This is a genomic window from Dyadobacter sp. CY327 (assembly GCF_021390415.1).
In the GTDB taxonomy this organism is placed as follows: domain Bacteria; phylum Bacteroidota; class Bacteroidia; order Cytophagales; family Spirosomataceae; genus Dyadobacter; species Dyadobacter chenhuakuii.
The window spans coordinates 943,115-955,741 of sequence record NZ_JAJUXJ010000001.1; the positions used below are offsets into that span (position 1 = coordinate 943,115).

The following is a 12,627-nucleotide window of genomic DNA, read 5'->3' on the forward strand; positions in this document are numbered from 1 at the left end:
CCCCGACTTAATGCGAATCTCTTGATACTTTATCTCCCGATCCTCCAACCAGGAAATCGAGATCAGCACCTTCGTGCGCCTGCATGACGTGATTGATATGCAAATTCACATAACCCCGGTTATAGCCCATTTCCAGTGGTTTCCAGGATTTTGCGCGTTCTGCAAGCTCCTCGTCCGACACTTCCAGATTGAGTTTCCTGTTTTCAACGTCCAGCTCAATGTAGTCGCCGTCCCTGACCAATGCGAGCGTTCCGCCCACGGCCGCTTCGGGTGAAATGTGCAAAACAACCGTTCCAAATCCGGTCCCGCTCATGCGTCCATCCGAAATCCGCACCATATCGATCACCCCCTGAGCAAGCAGTTTTTTCGGTAACGACATATTTCCTACTTCCGGCATTCCAGGATAGCCTTTCGGGCCTACATTTTTAAGAACCAGAATACTGTTTTCATCCACATCCAGGTCCGGATCGTCGAGGCGTGCTTTATAATCGTCAATATCTTCAAATACGATTGCCCGTCCGCGGTGTTGCATCAGTTCCGGTTTCAATGATGCCGAGGGTTTGATCACCGCACCATTTACGCAAAGATTACCACGTACAACAGCCAATCCGGTAAGGTCTTTAACGGGCTCTGCCAGCGTAGCGATCACTTCCGGATCGAAGCATTCGGCCGTGGCACAGTTCTCCGCCATTGTTTTCCCGTTCGCTGTGATCACATTCTGATGCAGCAACCCGAGCATTTCTTTTATTACAACCGGTAAGCCGCCTGCATAGTAAAAGTCTTCCATAAAATAGCCGCCAGAAGGCTGCAAATTGAGCAATAGGGGCACTTTCGCGCAAAGCGCATTGAAGTCATCCAATGAAAGATCAACACCGATCCGACCTGCAATGGCAAGAAGGTGTATGACAAAATTCGTCGAGCCGCCAATGGCCGCATTAAGCATAATAGCGTTTTCAAAAGCTTCTTTCGTCAATATCTGGGACAGGCGCAGATCCTCGTGCACCATCTGCACAATCCTGCGGCCCGACAGATGAGCAAGCACTTTTCTGCGCGAATCCGCTGCCGGGATAGCCGCATTTTCGGGCAAGGTAAGGCCCAGCGACTCCACCATACAAGCCATTGTAGAAGCTGTTCCCATTACGGCACAATGTCCGTTGCTGCGGCACATGCAAGCTTCGGAGGTCGTAAACTCTTCCTGTGAAAGTTCACCTTTGCGGTACATTTCACTGAACCGCCAGATGTCACTCGTGCCAATGCTTTTGCCCCTGTAACGACCTGTGAGCATTGGCCCGCCTGAAACGACGATTGTGGGAATGTTCACGCTGGCAGCGCCCATGACCAGTGATGGCGTGGTTTTGTCACAGCCACAAAGCAGCACAACGCCGTCAACCGGATTGGCGCGGATCGATTCTTCCACATCCATGCTCGCCAGGTTGCGGTAGAGCATGGCCGTGGGTTTCATCAATGTTTCGCCCAGAGACATAACGGGAAATTCAACCGGGAAGCCCCCTGCTTCCCATACGCCCCGTTTTACCGATTCTGCCAGTTCCCGAAAATGACCATTACAAGGCGTTAATTCCGAAAATGTATTGCAAATTCCGATCACCGGTCGTCCGTCGAATTCATCTGCCGGGTAACCCTGATTTTTCATCCAGGCCCTGTATATAAATCCATCCTTACCGGACTTTCCGAACCATCCGCGGCTGCGCAATTTATTTTCCTCCATTATTTCGCCCATGTTTATATTCAAATAAGTAAAGGCCGTTGGCAGTAAAATATAATTCCATTAACCCTTTAAAATAAATATTGTATCTTCGTTTTACACGTGCCCAGGGATTTCCATGATTTTGTTACGAGGTTATAAATTGTTGCTATACTTGCTCTTACCATTGGTTTCGTTACCTTCAACCGCACAATTTCAGGCCGATAACTTCATTGAAAAATTACTGAAAAAGCATCCGGAAAGATTTGCCGAGCTCCTTAAAGATCCGGATAAATACCAGATCCAGATCCTTTACACAAAGATTGACAGAAACCGCAAAAACGAGCCGCATTTCACCACGCACCGCTACCAGGTTGACAATTCAAAATACTTTTATCCGGCAAGCACCGTCAAGCTTCCGGCTGTTGCGCTGGCTTTTGAAAAGCTGAATAAACTGGGCATTGATAAGGATACGCCCATGTTGACAGGAGCAGAGCGACCCGAGCAGATTGCTGTAAAATCAGATTCAACTTCTGAAAATAAGTTACCATCCGTTGCACATTATGCCAAGAAAATCCTCCTGGTAAGCGACAATGATGCATTTAACCGGCTGTACGAGTTTATTGGACAGGAAGAGTTCAACGATTCTCTGCATAAAAAGGGCTTCACCAATGTAAGGATCACGCACCGGCTGGATTCACCCATAGGCCCTGAAAACAACAGATATACCAATCCGATCCGGTTCGAAAAGGATGGCAAGGTGGTTTTTGAGCAGCCGGCGAAATATGCGGCAAAAGAATTGAAATCGCCGACGCCAATTCTGATAGGGAAGGGTTATATGAAGGACAATGTGCTGGTGAATGAGCCTTTTGACTTTTCAACAAAAAACTACTTTGCACTGGAAGATCAGCATCGGTTGTTGAAAACCCTATTCTTTCCGGAGCAAGTGCCCGCCAGCCAACGGTTTAATCTTACTCCCGATGATTACCGTTTTATGTATCAGTATATGTCCCAGTTCCCGGTTGAAACAAGCTTTCCGGAACATTATACGGACGATTACTACGACGGTTATGCGAAATTTCTGCTGTTTGGGGCGACTAAAACGCGGTTACCAAGGCATATCCGGCTTTTTAATAAGGTAGGTGATGCGTATGGCTTCCTGCTGGATAATGCCTATATCGCAGACTTTGAGAAGGGAATTGAATTTATGCTGACTGCTGTTATCTATTGCAACGAAGACCAGGTCTTCAATGACGATAAGTATGATTACGACACGGTTGGGTTTCCCTTTATGACCAATCTCGGCAAGACTATTTTTGAGTATGAGGTAAACCGGAAAAGGGCTAACAGGCCCGATCTGAGCCGGTTTGAAGTTGAATACGACAAATAAAAGCTAAGAAACTTTCCACTTCATTTTGGGAGCGATCTGGCAGATGTACAGATTGGTCAAATGTCCTACGATCAGCAATCCCGAGCCAATGTAACCTAGCCAGGTGAATACAGGATGCGCTGCTTCGAAAATCAACGATACTGAAAACAACGCCAATGCTCCCCATAAGATCGTTCTTACAGCAATTGATTTATGGTTTTTCGTTGCGTAAAAGACGGCAACGCCGTTAATTAGAATAAAAAGATAATCAAGGGAAACCAATCCGACGTGGTGGTGATGCGAAGACATCGTGGTGCCGAATGCCAGTGCAGGCATCAGCAGGCAATGCACGATGCACAACACAGAACCCAGGATTCCGATATAATCTGCTTTGCTATGTGAGTGTTCTGCTTTCATGCTATATACAATAATGTTGCAAAAATAAACCTATCTGGCATCACTTGCAACAGAGTTGCACAATTATTTTTGTGATCAGTAGGTTCTTCACTTTTTGCAATACCCAAATCCCTTTTGAAATTGTTACACTTAGAACTTAACTTTGACGGGAAAGGTTTTATAAAAAGTATTCCGGGTATTCCATACCCGGCATGGAATTCCTGGTATGGAATACCCAGTATGGAATAAACCGTAACAGGATTCCGAAAATCAATTATTGGAAACAATGGATCAGTTAAGAGAAACATTGAAAGGGCATCATCTGCGTACGACAACATGCCGTGAAGATGTGCTTTCGACATTTATAAGTAGGAAAAATGCGTTGTCCCATGGTGATCTGGAAGGGGCGCTTGGCGAAAACTATGATCGGGTGACCATTTACCGAACATTGAAAACCTTTCTTGAAAAAGGCATCATTCATAAGGTGCTGGACGATGAGGGATTGCGCTATGCATTATGCTCGCACAATTGCTCGGAGGAAAAACATCATCACGACCATATCCACTTTAAATGCAGTGAATGTGGAGAAACCAATTGTCTTGAGAATCTACACATTCCTGCCGTTCAGCTGCCAAAGGGTTATCACCCCGAAAATTTCAACTTGTTGATCCAGGGAGTTTGCCCGAAGTGCGGTTGATTTACTGCACTTTCAGGTTAAAATCAAGATTTACATCGTCGCTTCCAGGTCCTGGCGTTCCATTTTTAGTATCCGGCTGGTGACGCAGCTGAACCTTCAATTTCCCTAATCCTGCGGCAGTAGTCACCGCCTTTCCGATTAGTCCTATTGGGAAATTATTCTCATCCTTATCACCATAAGTATAAGTAAGCAATGCGGATGGTGAAGGCGTGTACACAAATAAATGCTCGTCCGACTCCTCAGCAACTTCCTCCGTAATGTTATCCGCAGGCGTTTTGCTTTCGTCCAGTAACTCAATGGTCACCGCATATGTTTTGTTGGGTTTCAATGCAACGGTGTCGAATTGAGTTGGTGCATTCCCGCCGTCCCCATCTGCATCTTTATACGAAAATGATTGAACATTGGTCGTTCCGTCTTCTGTAAATTTCAATGTCACGGAAGTGATCAATTCGTTTTCATCGTCGATCTGAACATCATCGCCGGCATCTTTGCATTGGGTAAAGGAAACGGTTGCAGCCAAAAGCAACATCCAGGAAAGTTTACGGTTCATTTTCATAGGTAAAGTATTTATGTAATTGAGTAAAAAAGCAATCTCACGCACCAAACTTCCATTTCAGGCGTAATGATGCATTGCGGCCCATGTCATCCGCGTAGTATCTGAACCGATTCAGATAGTCGCGGTAAGCCACATTGAAGAGATTTTGAACAGACAATCCGACTTCGAGCTGCTGTTTTTCTGAAATATTGAATGTCGTTCCCATTTGTACATTCCACAACGAATAGGCCTTGGGAGGCGCCAGAAAGTCACTAGCCGGCGGCACACGCTTTTGCTGTGCTACAAATAAATTTCCAATTGAAAAATAAGCTTTGTGCCATTTCGCATCTTCCGGCAGTTCATATTTGATCTGATTATCGATCCTGTTGGCAGGAATTAATACCAGATAATTGTCGTTCCGCCGGTCATAAACACGCAGATAGCTCAACTTGCTCGAAACGCTGGTGTATTTCATAAACTCCCAGGTCGCCGAAAGGTCTATGCCTTTAAAACTGGCGTCTGTTTGGGTGTATTTAAAATATGGAAAGGCGCCGCGAACTGTCAAAATGGGTTCGGCTTGTGGTTTCAGGTAAATAAAATCAGAGATAATGTTGTAGTAACCGCCGATCTCAGCTGTAAACTTCGGGCTGGCATATTTTACGCTGGCAATGCTATTAAGCGCCTTTTCTGCCTTTAATGTGGCATCGCCTTTCTCAAAAGCAGCTGCGCCATGATGCACGCCGTCGCTGAACAGTTCACTTACATTAGGCGCACGCCATGCAGTTCCAAAATTCAGTCTTGCCGAGAATTTTTCAGAGAAATTTCGGGTTGCTCCCAATGTTCCCGAGAAATTGGCAAATGTGAAATCCTGCGATACTTTTTCACGGTTCACGATCCGGAAAGACGTCAGCGAGCGATAATCGTAACGCGCGCCCGCTTCCAGTTCCCAGCCATTGGTCACATATCGCTCCATCCAGAAAAACCCAATGTTGAACTGATTGAAATTAGGGATCAGCGGCCTGCCATCCATCAGGTTAAACTGATATAATGTGCTGATTCCAAGCTGCCCGGCAAGTTTTCCGGCAATAGGCTTATGATCCCAGACTACATCATTGGTTAATGTGGTCAGTTTAAATGTTAGTTCGGGATGGTTCAGGGCTGCTATGGAGTCATTTCTGGGGCGGTGCAGATCAAATTCGTTCCTATCGTTCAATTGCCGCGCAATGGTCCATTGAAATCGGTTCCCATTTTGAAAATGATAATGTGTCTCCGCCTTCATGAGCTCGTGGCTCACATTCTGGTTAGGCCGGCCAATGTTGTAACTGAAACCCGATTTTACAAACGGCTCGCCGTTTTCAATCACATTCAGTAAATCCGTAACGCTGCCAATGTGGGAGCCGGAAAATATCCCGATTTTCGTATCAAAACGGCTGTAAAAGACATCAATTCCCAAGCCTTTGTTGCGGTAACCTGCTGCCAATGAGAAGTTTTTCTCGCTGATGCCCGTATTATCCAGGAAATAATCGGGCGTTCTGATGTTCCCGCCTCTTTTCATCGTTCCCTGCGCCCGCCATCCAAAGCCTTTGAAGCCCTTGATACTGCCTTGCAATGTTCCTGATAAAACGCCTTGACGGCCATTGATAAAACCAACTGCATTCACTTCACCGCTCAATGCTTTATCAAAAGGAAGCTCTTCCGGTTCCACGAGAATTACGCCGCCGATCGCATCTGAGCCGTAACGCACGCCCGCAGCGCCTTTTACAACCGATAACCGGGTCGCTATGAAAGGGTCAATTTCGGGTGCGTGCTCGGAACCCCATTGCTGGCCTTCCTGCCGCACACCATTGTTCATGATCAGGATCCTGTTGCTATGGAGGCCATGAATGACAGGTTTTGATATCGAAGAGCCCGTTTGCAGGGATGTAACGCCGGTCATTCCTTTCAAACTTTCTGCCAGATTTTGCCCGCGCGTTTTGTCAAGATCGGCTCCTGTAATGGTCGATAACGGTTGCGAGCTTGGCGCGTCGGTCCTGTGTGCCGTGATCTCAACATCCTTTAAATGCACTTCCTGTTCCAGCAAATTGAAGTTTTCTTCATGACCAGCAGTTAAATCCAGCTTTTCACGGAAAGGATTGTAACCAATGATCCTGCATTCCAATGTATAAGCGCCAGGGCAGAGATTCCGCAGCTCGTAACGCCCGTTTTCATCTGTAAAAACACCACTGTTTTGTCCAACTACCAAAACCGTCGCACCAACGATCGGCTGCCCGGTGTGCTGATCCTTCACCACTCCCTTTACAAAACAAGCGCAATCCGCGGTTTGGGCATGTGCAATGAAGGAGGTAAAAAAGAGAAGGAGACTAATGGCAATCCGTTTCATTGTCAGCACTTTATGCCTTAAAAGAGAAGTTTGCGTAACATTAAACTGTTACCATGTTGCAAAAATATGCGTTTTGCAACTGCGTTGCAAATAAAAGCTTTAACAATTTTGTGATTTTAACGGCGATTTAATAGCTGAAACGTAAATTTGCGTCACATTTTATGCCCTGTTGCTTTGTCTGATCTGCTTCTTGCCAAAATACTGCTTATGCCTCCCCTGATTGCGGGCGTTACACTTGCCGTCAGAAAATGGGGTGAAGGCTTAGGTGGCTGGATCGGCGGATTTCCATGGGTTGCCGGGCCTATTTCCTTTTTTATCGCGTTGGAACACGGCCCGTTATTCGCCGCTTCCACGATCACTTCTGCATTGCTGGGCTCGGTTGGGACCATATTGTTCGCATTGGTCTATTCCGTCCTCTCGTCCCGACTGTCATGGTTGCCCACCGTTCTGATCAGTTACGTGGTTTTCTTTATCGTGGCGATCTTATCATTGGGAAGCACCATATCATTGGTATCAGCCGTGATTTTGAATCTCGTTGTGTTAACGGCAGTTTTGTATTTTTTTCCTAAACCAAAAGGGAAAGGGGAGGTCAGGAAGCAGCCGGTTTACGACATTCCGTTGCGTATGCTCGTTGCGACGTTTTTCGTAGTGTTACTAACTCAGGCCGCGGATTATCTTGGGCCCACCTGGAGCGGGATCTTGACTCCTTTCCCGATCATGACCTCCACATTGGCCGTTTTTACACATTCGCAGCAAGGATCAGACGCGGCCGTGCGGATTCTTTACGGGTTGCTTTTGGCAGGTTATGGGTTTGTAGCATTCCTCGTGGGTGTGGCAATGCTGGTGCCGCAAATGTCCGTTGGCGCGGCCTATGGGATTTTGACCGTAGGCACAATGGTGATCAATGGGATCACAATCAAGCTGATCCGCTGAGGAACCGAACCAGCCCGAATGCTTATTCTAAACTCTTTCCAGTTTCACCGGATACGTTTTCTTGGCGTTCCACTGGCAAACATAAATATTCTCATCCTGGTCTACGCACACGTCGTGGCAATGCATGAAGATGGGTTTTTCCTGCAACATTAACTGCAATTCTCCCTTTTGGTAAACTGGTGCAGTTCCGCCGGGATTGGAAATAACCTTGTTGTTTTTGTCAATAATAGTCACAAAACCTGAGTTTGGTGTCTGGTTCAGATAACGCAATCTCGACCAGCAAACACCTGCAAAAAGGGTGTCGCCGTGAAATACGGGACGACAAACGAATGCGCCGGGCAGGAACAATGTGCTCAGGTATTTTCCGTCTAATGTAAATCTTTTGAAAGCATTGTGCGCGCGGGAGGTGATGAGCAATGTTGGATTCGCTTTGTCACGGTAATCGATCGCTATGCCGTGGGCTGTTGAAAACTGCGCGTCGCCGTCTCCCGATCCACCAAATTTATCAATGAATTCACCTTTCTGATTGTATCTTAAAATCCATTGCGAGCCGTAACCGTCTGCAACATAAATCGTTCCGTCGGGCCCGATGGCTGTTTCTGTGGGTTTGAATGGATCGGCTTCTTTATAGGCGCCAACTTTTGAAGGGTGTTCAATGGTCAGCAGGGTTTTTCCTTTTAAATCTGTTTTGAAGACCTTACCCAGGTTGGGATCGCTGATAAACAGGAACTCTTCACCGTTTGCATTCCATAACGTGAGGCCATGTCCGCCTGGAAATTCATGTCCCCAGGTTTCCAGCAATTTGCCCGATCTGTCGTAAATAAGAATGTTGTTTTTGACCTCATCCCCAACCATAATCAGCCTGCCTTTGCTGTCCTGCACCATTTCGTGGCAATTGTTAACCGGAAACTTTGCAGCATCCAGATTGCCCCAGCTTTGTTGCACCTTGTATTTATAGGATCCGTGGCCGATCACTTCCCCATCCACTTTTGGCTTGGCATGAAGAATATAGAACGGCTTGAATGTAATGGCAGCGGCAGTTAATGCTGTTAATTTGGCAAAATCACGGCGGGTATGTTGTTCAGGCATAACGATTGTTTTCTATGCAAAAGGCGAATGCAAGGAAATCTTACTATCTCACCTTTTTTACATAAAAATCAACTCGCAGAATAACGTTTGCCGTAACGGTTCAGCCAATCCATGAGGCGGTTTACGTCCTGCATCTTAAACAGTTCGCTTCCGGAGTTCATCGTAGCCGCGGTTCCGCAGGCAACGCCCATTCTCACCGCTTCGCGCACGGATTTCCCCTGGGATAATGTCCATATAATGCCCGCAAGCATGCTATCGCCCGCGCCGACTGTACTTTTGGGTTCCACGGGAGGAGCCGGGATATGTTCCACCTGATCTTCGGTAACGAGCATTGCACCCATTGCGCCCATTGAAACGACAACTATTTCACATTGACCGCGGATGATCAATGCCCTGGCGGCGTCGTCCACCTCGTCCAGTTCCAGTTTTTCAACGCCTACCAGCTCACTTAGCTCGTCAATGTTTGGTTTTAACAAATAAATGCCTGCTTCTGTCGCATAACGAAGGGCATCGCCAGATGTATCAGCGATAAATTTGGCGCCCTGCTGATTGGCAATCTTGGCAATTTGTCCGTAAAAGTCCGCCGGAACGCCGGGAGGCAGGCTTCCGCTGGCGATAATGTAGGATGGTTTTGGATCCAGTTCTTCCAATGTTTCCAGAATGGACCTCACTTCGGTAGGCATCATTTCCGTTCCCGGCATCCCGAAACGATATTGAAACCCCGTGCTCGTTTCCAGCACGTGGAAGTTTTCCCTGGTCCATTGCTTCGTTTCGATCACCATTGTTTCCACGCCTTCCGCTTTCACCAGTTTGTGCAAACGCTGGCCTGTTGGCCCGCCTATCGTAAAGATGGCGATGGGGTTTCCGCCCAACCTATGCACCGCTTTGGCCACATTGATACCGCCGCCACCCGCTTCAAAGTTCGGGGCGTCGCAGCGCAGTTTATTGTCAGGCACAATGCGTGAGACATTTGAGCTTTTATCAAGGGCTGGATTAATTGTAAGCGTTACAATGGGGCCGGTTGCCATATATTTCTATTGCGTAAGTTAAAAACCAACAAGTCCGAAAGAACTTATTAAACGAATTTACGCGAATAAAAGCAAAAAAGCGATCTGTGGTACAGCCTGCATAATTTCTTCACACAAGTATGACCAGATAACGCTTAGAATTGGCCATCCGTAATTTCCCAGCCGCCATCCACGGTGAAGATTTGCCCGGTCGTAAAGCGCGCATAATCAGACATAAAGTAAACCGAAGCACCATCCAGGTCGCCTGCGAAGCCGTAGCGGCCGCCATCGAGGGGTTGTTTGCTTTTGATATACCGGTCTGAGGCCTCCGAGCTGTTCTCGACGCCCTCAATGATGCCGGGCGTCAACACATTTACGCGGATATTTTTGGAGGCATAGGAGGCTGCGATGGATTTTGAAAAACCAATCACGGCTGATTTCGCTGTGGCATAAGCATGATTGGCAAAATGCTGTGAAGCCGGAGCATGCGCCAGCACTGAGCTCATATTAAGAATGCTGCCACCTTTGTTCATGCCCATAAATGTGCGGATAGCAGCCTGGTTTGAGAGCATGAGCGAAGTTAAATTAAGGTCCAGTGTCTTATTCCAGCCTTCGAGCGAGAGTTCGTGCAAAGGGCCGTCGCCGAATTTTTCACCGCTTCCGCCGGCAACGTGGTATAGTCCATCAAAACTACCGAATTCCCGGATACAAAGCTGAATGGCGTCCAATGCGGTTTGCGGATGTGTGGCGTCGCCTTGCTTGGCGCGGGCCGTGTTGCCCAGGTGCAGCTCGGCCACGAGACAGTTCTCCGGATTGCGGCCTACGACCACCACATTGGCACCATTTCTCACAAATGCCTTAGCAGCGGAAAAGCCCAGCCCTGTTGTTCCTCCAATAATTACAATAGACTTATTTGCTAACCAATTTTCCATTTCAAAATTTAATTTTAATGCAAAATAGGACTATTGCCATAAAAAGTAAAACGCTCTGAATTCCGATGAGGAAAGCAGAGCGTTTTCAATATTGCCAATCGCTTGTTTAAGCCACTGAGCGAAGTAATGACATGGAAGATTTCTCGAACTTGTCTTTTGCGTAATCCAGCGAAAGTGTGAATTCTTTAACATCTTTTTGGGAAGGCAGATCAAACATCGCGTCCGTCATGATCGACTCGCATATCGCGCGGAGACCACGTGCTCCCAGTTTGTAAGTCATGGCCTGGTCAACGATAAAGTCCAGCACTTCGTCTTCAACATGAAGTGTGATGCCCTCCATGGAGAACAATTTTGCATATTGTTTTACCAATGCATTTTTAGGCTCTGTTAAAATCCTGCGCAATGTTTCGCGGTCCAATGGATTCAAATGCGTCAAAACCGGCAGACGGCCGATCAATTCAGGAATCAGACCGAATGATTTAAGGTCCATAGCAGTCACATAACGCATCAGATTTCCTTTATCAAATATCTCGATAATGCGGTTATCTCCCGAAAAGCCGATCGGGCGCGTATTAATGCGTTTTCCAATGTGCCTTTCAATGCCGTCGAATGCGCCGCCGCAAATGAACAGGATGTTTTCCGTGTTCAAAGTGATCATTTTCTGGTCGGGGTGCTTGCGTCCGCCTTGTGGTGGAACATTCACAGATGAGCCTTCAAGTAATTTCAAAAGGGCCTGCTGAACGCCTTCGCCGCTGACATCCCGTGTAATAGAAGGATTATCCGATTTGCGCGCGATTTTATCAATTTCATCAATATAAACAATCCCACGCTCGGCAGCTTCCACATTGTAATCAGCCGCTTGCAGCAGCCTGGTTAAAATCGTTTCAACATCTTCACCAACATAACCCGCTTCTGTAACAACGGTTGCATCCGCCACGCAGAAAGGAACTTGGAGAATGCGTGCGATGGATTTGGCCAAATAGGTTTTGCCGGTTCCTGTTTCGCCTACCATTATAATGTTCGACTTTTCGATCACAACATCATCTTCGGAAGTCGGCTGGTTAAGGCGCTTGTAGTGATTATAAACGGCAACTGCCAATGAGCGTTTTGCTTCGTCCTGGCCAATCACATATTGTTCGAGGAAATGCTTAATTTCTTGCGGGGGAATGGGTTTCAGCTTGGGTAACTTGGTCTTTTTTTCCTTTTTATCTTCTTTGGATCCCAACTCCTCTGTTATTACCTGATGTCCCTGCGCGATGCAGTGATTACATATATGTGCATCGATTCCGGAAAGTAATAAATCTACTTCGTTTTTCTTACGTCCGCAGAACGAACAACTAACTTGTGCCATTGATTTCGCTGTATTTTAAATAATTGCAGGTTTGTCGCCAACTTGAACTTGCTGTATGATTACAAACCAGGAGCCACATTAACAAGAAGACTGAAATTAATGTTTCAAAAAATCTTACCGATGTTGACCTGTGTAGAGACAATATTACAAATTTCCGGTTTTTTGTCGGGGTTACCAAATCGGCCCCGGCCCTTATAATAAGAACCGCCCGGACAGGGAACCTATCCGGGCGGTTA

Annotated in this window: 11 protein-coding genes; 3 read left to right on the forward strand and 8 right to left on the reverse strand. The window is 46.8% G+C overall.

The features are described 5' to 3' along the window. Positions 1-7: 7 nt before the first annotated feature. Positions 8-1,726, reverse strand: coding sequence for an IlvD/Edd family dehydratase (locus LZG74_RS04035; RefSeq protein ID WP_233795318.1), 1,719 nt, complete (start codon positions 1,724-1,726; stop codon positions 8-10). Between the two features lie 151 nt (positions 1,727-1,877). On the opposite strand from LZG74_RS04035, the gene LZG74_RS04040 reads away from it, so the two are divergent. Beyond that, positions 1,878-3,092, forward strand: coding sequence for a serine hydrolase (locus LZG74_RS04040; protein ID WP_233795319.1), 1,215 nt, complete (start codon positions 1,878-1,880; stop codon positions 3,090-3,092). Between the two features lie 3 nt (positions 3,093-3,095). Here the strand turns inward: LZG74_RS04040 and LZG74_RS04045 are convergent, their stop codons facing one another. After that, a complete protein-coding gene (locus LZG74_RS04045; protein ID WP_233795320.1) occupies positions 3,096-3,488 on the reverse strand; it encodes a MerC domain-containing protein in 393 nt (130 codons plus the stop codon). Positions 3,489-3,753: 265 nt separating this feature from the next. On the opposite strand from LZG74_RS04045, the gene LZG74_RS04050 reads away from it, so the two are divergent. Continuing rightward, positions 3,754-4,164, forward strand: coding sequence for a Fur family transcriptional regulator (locus tag LZG74_RS04050; RefSeq protein WP_233795321.1), 411 nt, complete (start codon positions 3,754-3,756; stop codon positions 4,162-4,164). A gap of 1 nt (position 4,165) precedes the next feature. Here LZG74_RS04050 and LZG74_RS04055 read toward each other — a convergent pair whose 3' ends face one another. Together LZG74_RS04055 and LZG74_RS04060 are read right to left on the reverse strand one after the other, a co-directional pair. Beyond that, on the reverse strand, positions 4,166-4,720 hold the full coding sequence (locus tag LZG74_RS04055; RefSeq protein WP_233795322.1) for a hypothetical protein: 555 nt from the start codon (positions 4,718-4,720) through the stop codon (positions 4,166-4,168). A 37-nt stretch (positions 4,721-4,757) separates the two neighbouring features. After that, the gene (locus LZG74_RS04060; RefSeq protein ID WP_233795323.1) at positions 4,758-7,079 is read right to left on the reverse strand and encodes a TonB-dependent receptor; all 2,322 of its coding nucleotides are present in this window, start codon (positions 7,077-7,079) and stop codon (positions 4,758-4,760) included. A gap of 207 nt (positions 7,080-7,286) precedes the next feature. Between LZG74_RS04060 and LZG74_RS04065 the strand changes: the two genes are divergently transcribed. Then, positions 7,287-8,012: a hypothetical protein gene (locus tag LZG74_RS04065; protein WP_233795324.1), complete on the forward strand. Its 726-nt coding sequence runs from the start codon at positions 7,287-7,289 to the stop codon at positions 8,010-8,012. Positions 8,013-8,039: 27 nt separating this feature from the next. Here LZG74_RS04065 and LZG74_RS04070 read toward each other — a convergent pair whose 3' ends face one another. The 4 genes from LZG74_RS04070 to clpX all read right to left on the reverse strand — a co-directional run bounded on the left by LZG74_RS04070 (position 8,040) and on the right by clpX (position 12,391). Continuing rightward, positions 8,040-9,101 carry a 6-bladed beta-propeller gene (locus tag LZG74_RS04070; protein ID WP_233795326.1) on the reverse strand — a complete coding sequence of 354 codons (1,062 nt, stop codon included), beginning with the start codon at positions 9,099-9,101 and terminating at the stop codon, positions 8,040-8,042. A 68-nt stretch (positions 9,102-9,169) separates the two neighbouring features. Then, positions 9,170-10,129, reverse strand: coding sequence for a 1-phosphofructokinase family hexose kinase (locus LZG74_RS04075; RefSeq protein ID WP_233795327.1), 960 nt, complete (start codon positions 10,127-10,129; stop codon positions 9,170-9,172). Between the two features lie 134 nt (positions 10,130-10,263). Next, positions 10,264-11,040, reverse strand: a complete 777-nt coding sequence (locus LZG74_RS04080; protein WP_233795328.1) for an SDR family NAD(P)-dependent oxidoreductase — start codon at positions 11,038-11,040, stop codon at positions 10,264-10,266. A 106-nt stretch (positions 11,041-11,146) separates the two neighbouring features. Continuing rightward, a complete protein-coding gene (clpX, locus tag LZG74_RS04085) occupies positions 11,147-12,391 on the reverse strand; it encodes an ATP-dependent Clp protease ATP-binding subunit ClpX (protein WP_233795329.1) in 1,245 nt (414 codons plus the stop codon). Between the last annotated feature and the right edge of the window lie 236 nt (positions 12,392-12,627).